Origin of the sequence: Dyadobacter soli (assembly GCF_900101885.1) — a bacterium.
Classification (GTDB): Bacteria; Bacteroidota; Bacteroidia; order Cytophagales; family Spirosomataceae; genus Dyadobacter; species Dyadobacter soli.
This window is the reverse complement of sequence record NZ_FNAN01000017.1, coordinates 210,818-224,497: the sequence shown is the minus strand read 5'-3', so window position 1 is coordinate 224,497 and position 13,680 is coordinate 210,818. Positions and strand designations below refer to the sequence as shown.

General features: G+C 49.5%; 15 protein-coding genes and 1 tRNA gene. 6 read left to right on the top strand and 10 right to left on the bottom strand.

Features of this window, described 5'->3' with window-relative positions; translation table 11 throughout:
- From BLQ88_RS37690 to BLQ88_RS26380, 3 genes are all read right to left on the bottom strand, one after another.
- Nucleotides 1–180 (bottom strand): ISAon1 family transposase N-terminal region protein (locus BLQ88_RS37690; RefSeq protein ID WP_445447083.1); only part of this gene is annotated, 180 nt, incomplete at its 3' end.
- Between the two features lie 254 nt (nucleotides 181–434).
- A tRNA-Thr gene (locus tag BLQ88_RS26385) sits at nucleotides 435–507 on the bottom strand.
- A 111-nt stretch (nucleotides 508–618) separates the two neighbouring features.
- Nucleotides 619–2,523, bottom strand: a complete 1,905-nt coding sequence (locus tag BLQ88_RS26380; RefSeq protein WP_090155994.1) for a DUF349 domain-containing protein — start codon at nucleotides 2,521–2,523, stop codon at nucleotides 619–621.
- 107 nt (nucleotides 2,524–2,630) lie between these two features.
- On the opposite strand from BLQ88_RS26380, the gene pdxH reads away from it, so the two are divergent.
- A complete protein-coding gene (gene pdxH, locus BLQ88_RS26375) occupies nucleotides 2,631–3,269 on the top strand; it encodes a pyridoxamine 5'-phosphate oxidase (protein WP_090155993.1) in 639 nt (212 codons plus the stop codon).
- Between the two features lie 125 nt (nucleotides 3,270–3,394).
- Here pdxH and BLQ88_RS26370 read toward each other — a convergent pair whose 3' ends face one another.
- The 6 genes from BLQ88_RS26370 to BLQ88_RS26340 all read right to left on the bottom strand — a co-directional run bounded on the left by BLQ88_RS26370 (nucleotide 3,395) and on the right by BLQ88_RS26340 (nucleotide 9,064).
- Nucleotides 3,395–4,681, bottom strand: a complete 1,287-nt coding sequence (locus tag BLQ88_RS26370; RefSeq protein ID WP_090155992.1) for a citrate synthase — start codon at nucleotides 4,679–4,681, stop codon at nucleotides 3,395–3,397.
- Nucleotides 4,682–4,993: 312 nt separating this feature from the next.
- Entirely contained in the window at nucleotides 4,994–5,449 is a 456-nt protein-coding gene (locus tag BLQ88_RS26360; protein ID WP_090155990.1) for a hypothetical protein, read from the bottom strand.
- 34 nt (nucleotides 5,450–5,483) lie between these two features.
- Nucleotides 5,484–6,446, bottom strand: coding sequence for a tRNA (adenosine(37)-N6)-dimethylallyltransferase MiaA (gene miaA / locus BLQ88_RS26355; protein WP_090155989.1), 963 nt, complete (start codon nucleotides 6,444–6,446; stop codon nucleotides 5,484–5,486).
- The gene (locus BLQ88_RS26350) at nucleotides 6,436–7,359 is read right to left on the bottom strand and encodes a hypothetical protein (RefSeq protein WP_229212871.1); all 924 of its coding nucleotides are present in this window, start codon (nucleotides 7,357–7,359) and stop codon (nucleotides 6,436–6,438) included. The genes miaA and BLQ88_RS26350 overlap by 11 nt, the downstream gene beginning before the upstream one ends.
- 89 nt (nucleotides 7,360–7,448) lie before the next feature.
- Complete coding sequence (locus tag BLQ88_RS26345) at nucleotides 7,449–8,054, bottom strand: outer membrane beta-barrel protein (RefSeq protein ID WP_090156012.1); 606 nt, start codon at nucleotides 8,052–8,054, stop codon at nucleotides 7,449–7,451.
- A 134-nt stretch (nucleotides 8,055–8,188) separates the two neighbouring features.
- A complete protein-coding gene (locus BLQ88_RS26340) occupies nucleotides 8,189–9,064 on the bottom strand; it encodes a methylated-DNA--[protein]-cysteine S-methyltransferase (RefSeq protein ID WP_090155988.1) in 876 nt (291 codons plus the stop codon).
- A 169-nt stretch (nucleotides 9,065–9,233) separates the two neighbouring features.
- Between BLQ88_RS26340 and BLQ88_RS26335 the strand changes: the two genes are divergently transcribed.
- On the top strand, nucleotides 9,234–9,533 hold the full coding sequence (locus BLQ88_RS26335; protein ID WP_090155987.1) for a hypothetical protein: 300 nt from the start codon (nucleotides 9,234–9,236) through the stop codon (nucleotides 9,531–9,533).
- Nucleotides 9,534–9,783: 250 nt separating this feature from the next.
- Here BLQ88_RS26335 and BLQ88_RS26330 read toward each other — a convergent pair whose 3' ends face one another.
- Nucleotides 9,784–10,767, bottom strand: a complete 984-nt coding sequence (locus tag BLQ88_RS26330; RefSeq protein ID WP_090155986.1) for a Gfo/Idh/MocA family protein — start codon at nucleotides 10,765–10,767, stop codon at nucleotides 9,784–9,786.
- A 99-nt stretch (nucleotides 10,768–10,866) separates the two neighbouring features.
- On the opposite strand from BLQ88_RS26330, the gene BLQ88_RS26325 reads away from it, so the two are divergent.
- The 4 genes from BLQ88_RS26325 to BLQ88_RS26310 all read left to right on the top strand — a co-directional run bounded on the left by BLQ88_RS26325 (nucleotide 10,867) and on the right by BLQ88_RS26310 (nucleotide 13,642).
- Entirely contained in the window at nucleotides 10,867–11,088 is a 222-nt protein-coding gene (locus tag BLQ88_RS26325) for a VF530 family protein (RefSeq protein ID WP_090155985.1), read from the top strand.
- 46 nt (nucleotides 11,089–11,134) lie between these two features.
- Nucleotides 11,135–12,010 (top strand): DnaJ C-terminal domain-containing protein, encoded by an 876-nt coding sequence (locus BLQ88_RS26320; RefSeq protein ID WP_090155984.1) that lies wholly within the window; start codon nucleotides 11,135–11,137, stop codon nucleotides 12,008–12,010.
- Between the two features lie 7 nt (nucleotides 12,011–12,017).
- The gene (locus BLQ88_RS26315) at nucleotides 12,018–12,317 is read left to right on the top strand and encodes a chaperone modulator CbpM (RefSeq protein ID WP_090155983.1); all 300 of its coding nucleotides are present in this window, start codon (nucleotides 12,018–12,020) and stop codon (nucleotides 12,315–12,317) included.
- An 89-nt stretch (nucleotides 12,318–12,406) separates the two neighbouring features.
- Nucleotides 12,407–13,642 carry a DEAD/DEAH box helicase gene (locus BLQ88_RS26310; RefSeq protein WP_090155982.1) on the top strand — a complete coding sequence of 412 codons (1,236 nt, stop codon included), beginning with the start codon at nucleotides 12,407–12,409 and terminating at the stop codon, nucleotides 13,640–13,642.
- The last annotated feature ends 38 nt before the right edge of the window (nucleotides 13,643–13,680 follow it).

Genomic DNA, 13,680 nt, shown 5'->3' with positions numbered 1-13,680 from the left:
CCATCTGCGGCGTTTGATGTGAAGGAAGACCTTATGGCCCCGAATTGGAAAATCCTGAACAGTAATCATCGGAAAGAACCCTTTGGAGAGCAAATTCTTCCTCTCCGGGTCATTCTCATCCGCATTCTTCTCATCTATATGCACGTGAAATACTCCATCCTGACGGTCGATGGATGTCAATTCAAAATTTTCAAGGATAAACTCTGGTAATAGAAACTGGATAATAGGCAAGAAACTCTCCAAAACGAACTAGGTTGATTAAAAACACAAACCTAGAAAATCCTATGCGCTCCACAAGTTTTTGATTTGATCCACCGATTCCCGGCGGAAATTGTGGATGAGGCAATGCGGTTGTCGTCGGAGCTGGGCGGGGGAGGCCGGGAGGGGCCAAAAGCAAAAAACACTTAGCAAATTTGCTAAGTGTTCCTGTTAAGAGCCCCCAGTCGGGATCGAACCAACGACCTACTGATTACAAGTCAGTTGCTCTACCAGCTGAGCTATGGAGGCCTTTTTCTTTGTGATACCGTTTGTTATTCCGTTATCATGGTGCAAAAGTAGTCGAGCGGGATATACGATGCAACCTTTTCAAAGTAAATTTTTCAACTTTTTTTTCAGGTTTTAGATAGCTTCCTGAATAATAGTGAGTTGGTGTTTCAGCTCGTCCAACTGGCTTAATGCATTATTGATCTTTCTTTCGAATTCTGCTTTCAAACGATCCGAAGTTTTCGATTTCGCGAAGAATTCGATGTTATTCTGCCAAAGCGAAATGTCGTTTTCAAGTTGCGTGATTTTGCGGCGGATGTCGTTTTCCTTGCGGTAGAGGTTGCGGCTGCTTTCGCCGTCGCGTACCAGTTCCACTTCGCTTTCGAGCACGGCTTGTTCTTTCTCTTTGGTCGAGAGCTGGCCGATGGCGCTCACGTAAGTGTTGATTGCCGCGATATAGCGCTTCTGAATGGCCTGCATATCCTTCTTCGGTACAAAGCCTACCGACGACCATTCCGACTTGAATGCGCTCAACAGATTGAGCGACGATTCGTCTTTGTCTTTGGCCGCCGCCTCGATCCGTTCGATAAGGTCGGTTTTCAGTTTCAGGTTGTTCTCGAATTCTTCTTCCACTTCGCGGTTTTTCGCGCGTTTCTGATCGAAATACGAGTCGCAGGCCTTTTTGAAACGGTCGTAAATGGTGTCTTTGAATTTCTCTGGAACCTGGCCAATGCCTTTCCATTTCTTTTGTAGCTCGATGACCTTCTGCGTAGTGGATGGATTGTCCTCGCCAGCGGCCAGAACAGCTTCGGCTTCTTCGCAGAGCTGGTTTTTCAGGTCGAGGTTTTGCTCGCGTTTCGATTCCAGCTGGCGGAAGAATTCGCCTTTGTTGTTGAAAAACGTTTTAAGCGCAGCCCAGAACTTTTTGCTCAGTTCTTTGCCTTCCTCACGCGGCATAATGCCTTTCAGGGCCACCCATTGGTCCTGGAAAGCCATAATGTCTTTCGTTTTGGCATTCCACTCTTTAATGCTACCCGAGTTGTAAGCCGTGAACGGAACAATCGCTTCAAAGATTTTGAGCTTCTGTTCGTAGTTCTCCTGCATCGATTTCTTCTGCTCAGCAAACTGGCCGCGCTGCGCATCATAAAGCACATCGAGGGCTTCTTTGAAACGCTGCCACAGTTTTTCCTGGTCTTCTTTCGGGGCAGGTCCGAGGTGTTTGTATTCCTCGAAAATATGGTTGGCTTCGTTCAGGATTTCGCGCGTCATCGGACGGCTTTCCAGCGATTTACCCAGCTCTTCCACTTTCTCGCACAGCTCTGCTTTCAGTTCGGCATTGCGGCGGCGGTCGAGTTCTTTGAGTTCGAAGTAAATGTTGCGGTTGCTGAAATAGCGGTCGATCAATGCATTATACGTTGCCCAAAGCGTGCCGTTATGCGGTGATGCCACATTTCCTGCGCCTTTCCACTCTTCCTGGATCTTCTTGAATTCCTCCCAGCTCGATTTCAGGCCGGTAGCATCGGTTTCGCGCGTGCCTTCCTCATCCACGAGTGCGCGCAAACGACCGAGCAGCGCGGTTTTTACGTTGAAATTCTTCTCTTTTTCCTTCTCCTGACTCTGGTAGAAAGCATTTTTGAGGCCCCGGATTTCCCGGCTCAGCGAGTCGATTTTCTGCGTTTCCGCGTCGTATTTGTATTCGAACCCGTCTTCGCCGCCTGTTTCTTCGATAAACGTTTTCAGCGCGACTTCGCGGTCCTTTTGTTTGATCTGATCTACGACCGTACGAACCCCTTTGGCAACCGCCTCCGCTTTTTTCAGCTGAGCGGCTGTCGCACCCTCGCCGCGAACGGCTGCGAGTTCGTTTTCAAGTAAGTTAACCAGTTGCTCCTTAGATAATTGGCTGTAATCCACATCAGGCGTTTCCTCCTCGTGCTCCTCCGTCAACTCATTGTTAAGATCAATTTCAAGGGTATCAATCGTTTTGGGTGCCAGGTCGTCCTGCTCTTCGCTTTTGACCCCTTCTTGTTGTTCTTGTGCCATCGTGATGCTTGTTTCGTACGTACGGTCTCTTATAGATTACAAATCTAATAATCTTTCCCTTGAAATGGCTACTTTTGGCATCCCAACATTGAACATATTAGTATCCAATGGACCATAACATTGCAAATATCCGGTACGACTACCGACTCAAAGGGTTGCATGAAGCCGATCTCGATCCTGATCCGCTGAAACAGTTCAGGTTATGGTTTGATGAAGTACTTGAAGCGGACATTTTCGAGGCGAATGCAATGCTGCTCAGCACGGTCTCAGAAGGCCGCCCGACAGGCCGGATCGTGCTCCTGAAAGACCTCGACGAAAGGGGCTTTTCGTTCTTCACCAACTACGACAGCAAGAAGGGACAGGAGATCGGGCAAAACCCGCAGGTAGCGCTTACATTTTTCTGGAAAGAGCTTGAAAGGCAGGTGCGTATCGAAGGAAAAATCGAGAAAACGTCGGAGGAAGAATCCAGTGAATACTTTGCTGTGCGCCCGCGCGGGAGCCAGATCGGCGCCTGGGCGTCGGCCCAAAGCGAAGTAATCCCGAACCGGGAGTTCCTGGAAGCAAAAACAAGTGAACTAGAAGCCCGTTTCGAAGGCCAGCCAGTGCCCCGCCCGCCGCATTGGGGCGGTTACCGCGTGATGCCGGATTATGTAGAATTCTGGCAGGGAAGACCCAGCCGCCTGCACGACCGGTTAGCTTATACGAAGGTAGGAGGGGAGTGGAGAATTGAGCGGCTTTCGCCTTGATGAAGTCTATGAGTTTAGAGTTTATGAGTTCAGAGTTTAGAGTTATAATGTATGAAGTAAAAAGTTCAGAGTCGAAGTGATTATCTACACCTTCAACTCTGAACTTTTTACTTTGAACTTAAAACTTACTTTCTCTCACCAATCGCAACGAACTCGCGTTTAGGCGCTCCGGTGTAGATCTGGCGTGGGCGGCCGATTGGCTCTTTGTTCACGCGCATTTCTTTCCATTGTGCGATCCATCCCGGCAGACGCCCGATCGCGAACATCACCGTAAACATATTGGTAGGGATACCCAAAGCGCGGTAAATGATACCTGAGTAGAAATCTACGTTCGGGTAAAGCTTGCGTTGTACGAAGTACTCGTCTTCCAATGCCGCCTTTTCCAGTTTCTGTGCGATTTCGAGAACAGGGTCGTTAATGCCGAGCTTGTTGAGTACGTCGTCTGCGGCCTTTTTGATAATGCGGGCACGCGGGTCGAAGTTTTTGTAAACGCGGTGACCGAAGCCGAACAGGCGGAAGCCGCTGCTCTTGTCTTTGGCCATATTAATGTATTTCTGCGTATCACCGCCGTCAGCTTTGATCGCTTCGAGCATTTCGATCACTTCCTGGTTGGCGCCGCCATGGAGCGGGCCCCACAATGCGCTGATACCCGAAGAAATGGACGAGAAAATGTTGGCGTGTGATGATCCTACCAGTCTTACGGTCGAGGTAGAGCAGTTTTGCTCGTGGTCGGCGTGGAGGATGAGCAGTTTATTCAATGCTGCGGAAACAACCGGATCTACATTGTATTTCGCTACGGGGAGCGAGAACATCATGTTCAGGAAGTTCGAGCAGTAGTCGAGGTCGTTTTGTGGGTAGTTTACCGGGTGGCCTTGTGATTTTTTGTAAGACCACGTCGCGATAGTAGGCAACTTCGCAAGCAGGCGGATAATGTGCAGCTGCGTAGCTTCTTCCGAGTTTTGCGCGTTAGCGTCCGGGTAGAAGGCGCTCATCGCGCTCACCAGCGACGATAGTACGCCCATTGGGTGCGCATTCACCGGGAAACCTTCGAAAATCTTGCGCATATCCTCGTTTACGAGCGTATGCGTGCGGATTTCATGTTCAAATTCAGCGAATTGTTTTTCAGTAGGAAGCTCTCCGTAGATAAGCAGGTATGCTACTTCAAGAAATGAAGATTTTTCGGCCAGGTCCTCGATCGAGTAACCTCTGTAATTGAGCACGCCTTCCTCGCCGTCCAGAAATGTAATGGCACTTTTGGTGGCACCGGTATTCTTGTAACCTGGATCAATCGTAATATACCCTGTCTGGTCACGCAACTTGGAAATATCTATCGCCTTTTCCTGCTCACTTCCTTCAATTACGGGGAACTCGTACTTTTTACCTTCAAGGGTCAATTCAGCTATTTGGGACATAGAAATAAGAATAAAATTAAAAGGGTTAATGAACAAGGCAGGCCAATCGGTCAATTCAAGCCAAAGTTTTTCGTTAACAGCGATTTACTTACCCAACAAGTTAATTTTGTGTTAAATGGCTTCGGGTTTAACCATTTCCCGGTCCGACACAAGCCGCAATATCCTAAAAAACCGCGTACTTTCTATTATTATCCGTGGTTTATTTGTGAAAAATCAAGACGGAAACAATATTATTTCACAATTTGAAGGATTTATGAGAATATTCTACTGTCTCAGGCCGTTTGGACAACAATTTGCCCTTTTCATAGCCTGCTAAACCCCTCCGGAGCCACTTTTTTCGTCTGTTAAGCTTTCGTTAACCGGTTCCTGGACGAGTATCCGTTTGAACAGATACCGCAGATTCAAACCCGCCAGTATGACCGGCAGCAAATGCGCTCCGTAAATGAATGCCTTGCCCGTGATCCGGTAGGAAAATGACGAAAACGTTACGAAAACATACATAAACCAGAACACCGCAACCGCCGTCAACAACAGGTAGCTGAATATCGCCGTCTTCTTCCGGGTAAGCCGGTAAACCAGCTCACAGACCGCCAGCGATATGCCCACTACGATCACCACCGTGAGCAGCGCCCTCGGAAAGTTGCGGATATAATGGTGCTTGTACACCAGCACCCCGATTTTCCCGATCAGATTTGGATGCGCGAGCAGGTAGGCATCCGTAACACTCAGTACCAGCAGCAACAGCAGGCTGCTCCATTTGCGATTCATCTATTGTAACGACGTTTTTTTGGTTGGTTTACACTTACATATTACCGGCATTTCCGCTTTTAAATTCCCGGTAATGCTGAATTACAAACCGTATTTTCTCCTGCTCCGACCATTCGTCGGGTATCCAGTTGATTTTCAGTCCGTCCTTTTCCATTTTTCTGAAAAACGTCATCTGTCGTTTGGCAAAGCGGTGAATCTCGGTTTCCAGTTTTGAATGCATTTCATCGAAAGTCATCTCGCCCGTGAGGTACAGGGTTACATATTTGTATTCCAAACCGTAATAGATCAGAGAATCGGGAGTAATGCCTTGATTTAAAATGTTTTGTACCTCTTCTATTAAACCTTGCTTTAACCTGACTGAGAGCCGTTTGCTAATGCGCTCGCGCCGCGTTTCAACCGGGGGATTGAGCCCGAACAGCATTGCCGGGTATGCAACCGACTGATTACCAAAGTCAATATTCGTCTCCGGATGCGCGTTCAGGTATGTGGCAATTTCCAAAGCGCGTATCAATCTTTTGCGGGTCGAAATATCGGCCAATGCGTGGTAATGCGACTGTGAATTATGAAATCTTGCCGTCAGCTGCTCATTTGTAAGCAGTTCAAGCTCCGTGCGCAACGCTTCGTTCACCGGCACCGTGTCGTTGGCATGGCCTTTCAGCAATGCATATAGATAGAAACCGGTGCCGCCGCAAACGACCGGAATGCGGCTGGCGGCCACTATCCCGCGGTAAGAATTGGTGAAATCGTGCTGGAAGTCATTGACATTATATTTGTCGCCGGCCTCGCGGATGTCGATGAGATGATAGGGGATATTGACACCGTTTACCACATATTCTTCGAGGTCTTTACCCGTACCAATGTCCATTTGCCGGTAAACCTGACGCGAGTCGGCGCTGATGATCTCGCCGCCGATCTCATGCGCGACGCGTGTGGCGAGATGGGTTTTGCCGGAAGCTGTTGGCCCAAGGATGATCAGTAGCGGCGTTTCAGCATTCATCGGTTTGGGAAGGTTTAATGGTTTTTACGTATTTGATACTGCCCAAATTGTACACTGTTAGATATTCAATCGCCGGTTTTTCGGGGGAATGCGTGGTTTCTGTACGCACGCGATGCATATCCGCCACGCGCACCTGCACCTCGCGCGGGGGCATTTCACCTCTTTCTTCAAACCCGAGCCGCTTGTAGCTCCGGCCGTCGGACCATTCGAGGTCGGCGTAGGTCATGATATCGTCCGGCGACTTTTCGCGGATGAATGCATTCAGCAGCTTATCCAGCGCACCGACCACATTGGTATTCAGCAAGCTCGCAAACCGGATCAGTTCGTGTGAGCGGAAGGGCGCATTGTTTTGTTCAAAAATTCTCGCATTACTGAATGTAGCCACCGCTACGAGCAACTCTTCTGCCATTGCGTCGAAAGTAAAACCTTCCGGCAACACGCGGTAGTAGCGTTTGGGTAAAAATAAGCCATACCGGAATTTCGACATGACGTTGCCATTCAGATGGTTCGCTTCCAGAAATTGTGCCGTTGTTGCATTGTCGATCCTGCGTACTTGCGTCAGGCGCGCGGGAATTTTGGCTGAAAAGCCCAGCATGGCTGCCAGCCTTGATTGTACAATGCCTTTCTTTCCTAACCAATAATCTTCCCAAATGACAACTGTTGGAAGTCCTTCATTTCGAATAGATTGGACGCGGTTTGTTAATTGGTTTAACAAAAAATTCTGACTCGATCTGTTCCATTTGCTCAGCTCCACCGGCATTACTTTTAAAACCGGTCCGTTTGCACTAGTTACTTCCAGCAAAGGCAATGCAAAATCCGGTTGATAAGCCATATTGCACGCAAATGGCAAGGTTTCCAGCCAGTTGCAAAGTTCTTCCGGAAATGATAACGGTTCTGCCAATTCGTAGCCCATAAATGAGCGGGCAAGTTAATGCGGGAATCCCTTACAACAAAAAAACGCGCCGTGGTGGCGCGTTTTGGCTTTTAGTGCTGATCAGGAAATTACTTGCCGCCCAGCCCGAAGATGATACCGACGTTCACACCGCCGAATTTGGAAGTGGATTCGAAGTCGATATTGTCGACGTTGCCGGTATCGGAGCTATGGTTTTTGTTACCAAATACAAAGTGGTAAATACCTTCTACCTGAATACCGAGGTTGCCGAATGCGAACACGATACCGGCTCTCGGTGCGGTACCGAAGTTGCTGCGGGTCGAAGATTCGAGTACGGTTTCGCCGTTCCATTTCGCTTTGTATTTCGAGAAATACACACCTGCGTCACCACCTACGTACGGGCGGATCACGCCGTCGGTGAAAAAATAGTCGAGCGTACCGGTTACTGGCATGAGCGTTCCGGTGCTGCTGAGCGTTTGTCCGGCGACGCGGTAATCGCTTCCGTCGGCGTAAATTTTACCGGCCACCCCGATCGCGAATTGTGGTGAAGCAAATACGCGGAGGTTTACGCCACCACCGGCAACTGTTTTGGAATCTTCCACATTGGATTTGGCGATACCGCCCTGCAAACCGAGCGAAAACTGCGCAAAGCTGGCCGATGTCGCGGTTACGATCAGGGCGAAAACTGCCAGCGACAGGATTAGTTTCTTTTTCATGTTGATGTTTTGATTTTGGTTGATAGTTTTGAAAACCATGAATCCATAATCAGTCCAACACGGAAAAGTTGCATTGCGACGAGGCTATTAAATTGTCATACAATTCATTATAGTGACAATTTATTTTTATTGTACTATTTCAAAATCGCCTGCTCCTGTGCAAAATATTCCTCATCCTGACGGGCAGCCTCCCAACCGATCAATGCTTTTTTGCGCAGGCTACCCCAGCGGTACTCGCCCAGAATGCCTTCTTTCCGGATCACGCGGTGGCAGGGGATAATGTAGGCAATCGGGTTGTCGCCCACAGCCGAACCTACGGCCCGGACGGCTTTCGGATGCCCGATTTTTTCCGCGATCTGCTGATAGGTAGTTACGGAGCCCTGAGGAATGCTAAGCAATGCCTCCCACACTTTCAGCTGGAAATTGGTGCCTTGCACGAGTAGGGGAAGCTTTTCGAGTGATTGCTCCGCAGGCCTGAAAATGCGTTGAATGTAACCGGCAGCGAGCTGCTGATCGGGGCGGATGGTGGCGTAATGCCACTTGCGGGCGAGTTCGATGAGCTGGAAATCGCGGGTAGCGTCGTCCACGAATGCCATGGCGCAAATGCCCCGCTCGGTGGCGGCAACGAAGCAGTCCCCAAAAGGTGTTTCGTGAAATCCATAATTGATTACCAGTCCTTTACCGGCGCTTTTGAACTCCTGCGGCGTAACGCCTTCGATCGAAATGAAATGATCGTATACCCGACTCTGGCTCGAAAGTCCGGCCGATTCCGCGAGCTCCGCGAGGTTGGTCGTGTCTTTGATTTTGTCTTTGAGATAACCCGTCGTAATATATTGCAGGAAGCGCTTGGGGCTCACGCCCGCCCATTCCGAAAACATGCGCTGGAAGTGAAACTGGCTGATATTCACTTCGTCGGCTACCTCGGTGAGGGTTGGCTGCTCTTTGGCGTTCGCCACGATGTATTCGATGGCTTTCGCGATTTTGTCGTAGTTATAAGCTTGCTGGTCCATTGGATGTTTTAATTTGTTGATACAAATTTGGCCCGCGCCGCGCAGGTAGCCAACCCGAAACTTGCGCAAGTATTTGCACCAGTCACGAAACCGGCCTGGCACTGTTTATGTATGCCGGTTTATATTCGCATTAGTTTTAAACCTCAATAACAGCACGTTCTTCATCGCCATGAAACTCATTTTTGCCGGTATCATTACATTATTAATAGGTCACAGCGCGCATTCACAAAACTTCAAAGCCGAGCTCCGGAAGCTCAACGGGCAGATCGAAGCGGCTTACAAAAGCAAAAAACTGACCGCCAACGAATACGCCAAGATGAAAAAGGAGCGCAGTATGATCGAGCTGACGATCGACAAGGCGATGGCCGACGACATCCTTACGCCCGACGAAAAGAACAAAATCCATTCGAAAATCGTCCGTTCCCGGAAACGGTTGGCGAAATACAAAACCAACCGGGAGATTTATTAAATGCGAAATGGCTCCTGCATGCGTGTGCGGGAGCCATTCGGGAAGGACTTTTCAGAAGATCAGTAATCTTTCTTACCATCCTTTTTTGCCTTCTTATCGGCTCTTTTTTCTTTCAGGGATTTAGTAGCCTCTTTTTTGTCGCTTCCTTTGTCCAGGTTTTTTCCTTTGGCCATGACTATTGAATTTTAGAGTTGTGTAATCTTTCAAATAACAGCAATAACCCGCTAAATTGTATCGCGGGACGCATAAATTATTGTTTTTGGGTGATCCTGTCCATGATCAGATTCGCCCGAGCGCCGGTGTCGCCGCTGCTTGGGCTCTTGCCCTCGCCGCGTAATTCTTTCACAATCGATTCGATGAGCGGCTGCTGAACATGCTGCGGATAAGGCACATGGAAAACCTCGATTCCTTCCGAAGTCTCGACGTGAATATCGAATTTCTCGAAAAACGAAAAGATAATGCGGCCTTTCGAACCGATAATCTGCGTTTCGTCCTCGCGCTGGTCCTTATCCACCGTATAGCACCAGCTTCCTTTACCTAATACACCCGATTCGAATTCAAAATTGGCTACTACAATATCGTCGGCTCCGTACAGGCCCGCTTGGTTGCGCGCGATGCCCGAGGCATGTTTAACGGGCCCGAAGATGAATTCGAGCAGGTCGAACTGGTGGGAGGCGAGGTCATGGAAATGTCCGCCGCCGGAAATTTCGGGGTTCACGCGCCAGCGCGGCTTCGGGTTCGAGCCCACTTCTTCGTCATAGGGCTGCCATTGCAGGCAAATGTCGATGTAGCGGATGTCGCCGATCGCTTTTTTGTCAATCAACTCCTTCACTTTCAGGAAGTAATCCAGTGTACGACGGTAATAGGCCACGAAAACCGGCACGCCGGTGCGCTTGCTTTCGGCATTGATCCGGTCGCATTCGGCAGCGGTACGGGCCATCGGTTTTTCGATATAAACCGGCTTTCCAGCTTGCATTGCCTTGATAGCCAGGCTTTCGTGGGCGTCGGGCGGCGTGGCAATGTAAATCGCATTGACGTCCGGGTCGTTTATGAGCGCCTCGGCGTTGTCATACCATTTGGGTACGCCGTGGCGCTCGGCATAGTCTTTGGCGAGGGCGCCGTCGCGGCGCATGACAGCCACCAATGATGAGTTGGGTACCTTGTTGAATGCGGGACCGCTTTTGACTTCGGTTACATTGCCGCAACCGATAATACCCCATTTTATCTGATCCATCGGACAGGTTTTAGGTTTTGAACTAATCGACCTGCATAATAATTATTTATAAACAGAAATCTACTTTAAAACAGACGGCAACATTTTCTAACGGCACGCATGGATCAACAACCGAATAACCCGCTTCACGGCAAAACACTCGAAGCTATTCTGAATGAACTCGTAGACTATTATGGCTGGGAGCAAATGGGTTATCACATCAATATCAACAGCTTTCAACACGAACCCAGCGTGAAATCGAGCCTTAAATTTTTGAGAAAAACACCATGGGCACGAAAGAAAGTGGAAGATTTGTACATTAAAATGCTGGAACGAAAGTAGTGTACAGTTTATAAACCGTTATTCACGATCAATAGATTGAATATTTATGGCTTTTGTAGATTATTATCAGATTCTCGGACTCGACAAAAATGCTGACGATAAGGCCATTAAGAATGCTTATAGAAAACTGGCGAGGAAATACCATCCCGATCTGAACCCGAACGACAAGGAGGCGGAGAAGAAATTCCAGCAGCTGAACGAGGCGAACGAAGTGCTAAGCGACCCGGAAAAACGGAAGAAGTACGACAAGTACGGCAAGGATTGGCAGCACAGCGAGGAATTCGAGCGTGCGCGGCAGGCGCGCAGCCAGGCAGGAGGGCAGGAGGGGCAATGGTACGGAGGCGGCAATGAAGGTTTCTCCGATTTCTTCGAATCGATGTTCGGCTCCGGTTTCGGGGGCGGTAGGCAGGCGCGTTTCCGCGGGCAGGATTATCAGGCCGAGATCCATCTGAATCTCCGCGACGCATATGAAACGCATAAGCAAACGCTGACTGTCAATGGCAAAAACATTCGCATTACGGTGCCTGCCGGCGTGGAGAATGGGCAAACCATTAAAATCGCAGGTCACGGCGGACCGGGCAGCAACGGCGGGCCGAATGGCGATTTCTACATTACTTTTTCGGTGGCGGCTGATGAAAAATTCAGGAGATCGGGCAATGACCTGCATTTGAAGGCCGACCTGGATTTGTACACGGCGGTGCTGGGCGGTGAGCTGGTAGTGGAGACATTGGGCGGGAAGGTGAAACTGCCCGTTAAGCCTGAAACGCAGAACGGCAGCGTCGTGCGTTTGAAAGGGAAGGGTTTCCCCGTCTACAAAAAGGAAGACCAGTTCGGCGATCTTTATGTGACTTTCGACGTAAAAGTGCCGACCAACCTCACAGAGCGGCAGAAAGAGTTGTTTACAGAATTGTCTAAATCCTGAAAACGATATGGAAAATGATCAATTGATTGCTATCGAGGTATTCTGCACGAGTTACGATGTGGAATATGCATTTGTTGAGTCATTGCAGGACCACGACCTGATCGAAACGGTGATCGTGGACAACACCCGCTTTTTGCAAATCCCGCAATTGAACCGCATCGAGCGCATTATCCGCCTCCACCACGAGCTCGACATTAATCTCGAAGGTATCGAGGCCATTCAAGGCCTGCTGAGTCGTATCGAGCATTTGGACAGGGAACTGAATTCGCTTCGCAACCGGCTGCGGTTTTACGAGCCGGGCTTGTAATACCTCATGCATTGCCGGATAACCGGTTATCTTTGCACTCCCATTAAAACGAAGGGCGGGCCGGGGCCGGTCTGCCCACTTATTTGCCTATGAAATTTGAAGATTACCCCATTGCCGCGGAAATCAAGCGGAGCCTGGAAACAGCCGGGTTTAAAAAACCTACGGACATCCAGTTCAAGGCCATTCCGGCGGTGATGAAGGGGGAGGATGTGCTGGCCATCGCGCAGACCGGTACCGGTAAGACAGCCGCTTTTGCGATCCCCGTGGTGGACAAGCTGCATAAACAGAAAACGTCCAGCCGTTCCGAAGGGATCAAATGTGTGGTGATGGTGCCGACCCGCGAGCTGGCGATCCAGATTGCCGAGGTTTTTAGTAGTATTTCAAAATATACCAAAGTAAAGACATTCAGCGTGTTCGGTGGGGTAGAGCAGGGGCCCCAGATCGCCAAGCTGGAAAAAGGGATCGATATTCTCGTCTCCACGCCTGGCCGGATGTTCGACCTCGTAAGCCAGGGTTATATCAAACTTGACCGTGTAGATACCCTCATTCTCGACGAAGCCGACCATATGCTTGATCTCGGGTTCATCAAGGACATTCAGGACCTGATCCGGCATTTACCCAAAAGAAGGCAGACGCTGTTCTTTTCCGCGACGATCGATGAGAAGATCAAGAAACTGGCCTACTCGCTCGTTCGGAACGCGATCCGCATTCAGATTTCCCCTAAAAATCCTGTCGCGAAGAATATCGATCATTCCGTGGCATTCGTGGCTATGGACGATAAACGTTTTTTTCTCGAACGCGTCATCCGCCAGAATCCTGAGAAGAAGATCCTCGTGTTCGTACGTACGAAGGTGCGCGCGGAGCGTGTGTATAACGCGCTCGAACGCATGGAAATCAAAAGTCTGACCATTCACGGCGACAAAGAGCAGGCCGACCGCCTCACTGCCATGAATGAGTTCAAGAAAGGTAATGTAAAAGTGCTGATCGCGACCGATGTGAGCGCACGCGGTATCGATATCCCTAGCGTGGATTACGTGATCAATTATGATTTACCGGAACAACCGGAGAATTACGTTCACCGTGTGGGCCGTACCGGCCGCGGAATGCAGAAGGGCATCGCCGTGTCGTTTTGCAGTGCAGAGGAAAAGCCGGTATTGGATCAGATTCAGCAATATCTGGATAAACCCATTGCCGTAGTGAAACTGACTGCCGAAGATTACGCGGAAACGCTCGAATTCACGGCCGACGCGCCCGACGACCTGGGGGCATTAATGCGGGAAGTGGAGGAGTTCGAGTCCAGGCAAAAGAAGAAACGCAAAAAGTAGGGCATTAAAAAAGGCTTTCAGGATCGCTCCCGAAAGCC

Coding starts and splice junctions, on each gene's coding strand:
- BLQ88_RS26325 (WP_090155985.1), top strand. CDS start 10,867: ATGGATCAACAACCGAATAACCCGCTTCACGGCAAAACACTCGAAGCT.
- BLQ88_RS26330 (WP_090155986.1), bottom strand. CDS start 10,767: ATGGATCAGATAAAATGGGGTATTATCGGTTGCGGCAATGTAACCGAA.
- BLQ88_RS26380 (WP_090155994.1), bottom strand. CDS start 2,523: ATGGCACAAGAACAACAAGAAGGGGTCAAAAGCGAAGAGCAGGACGAC.
- miaA (WP_090155989.1), bottom strand. CDS start 6,446: ATGAATGCTGAAACGCCGCTACTGATCATCCTTGGGCCAACAGCTTCC.
- BLQ88_RS26315 (WP_090155983.1), top strand. CDS start 12,018: ATGGAAAATGATCAATTGATTGCTATCGAGGTATTCTGCACGAGTTAC.
- BLQ88_RS26345 (WP_090156012.1), bottom strand. CDS start 8,054: ATGAAAAAGAAACTAATCCTGTCGCTGGCAGTTTTCGCCCTGATCGTA.
- BLQ88_RS26320 (WP_090155984.1), top strand. CDS start 11,135: ATGGCTTTTGTAGATTATTATCAGATTCTCGGACTCGACAAAAATGCT.
- BLQ88_RS26360 (WP_090155990.1), bottom strand. CDS start 5,449: ATGAATCGCAAATGGAGCAGCCTGCTGTTGCTGCTGGTACTGAGTGTT.
- BLQ88_RS26335 (WP_090155987.1), top strand. CDS start 9,234: ATGAAACTCATTTTTGCCGGTATCATTACATTATTAATAGGTCACAGC.
- BLQ88_RS26340 (WP_090155988.1), bottom strand. CDS start 9,064: ATGGACCAGCAAGCTTATAACTACGACAAAATCGCGAAAGCCATCGAA.
- pdxH (WP_090155993.1), top strand. CDS start 2,631: ATGGACCATAACATTGCAAATATCCGGTACGACTACCGACTCAAAGGG.
- BLQ88_RS26370 (WP_090155992.1), bottom strand. CDS start 4,681: ATGTCCCAAATAGCTGAATTGACCCTTGAAGGTAAAAAGTACGAGTTC.
- BLQ88_RS26310 (WP_090155982.1), top strand. CDS start 12,407: ATGAAATTTGAAGATTACCCCATTGCCGCGGAAATCAAGCGGAGCCTG.
- BLQ88_RS26350 (WP_229212871.1), bottom strand. CDS start 7,359: ATGGGCTACGAATTGGCAGAACCGTTATCATTTCCGGAAGAACTTTGC.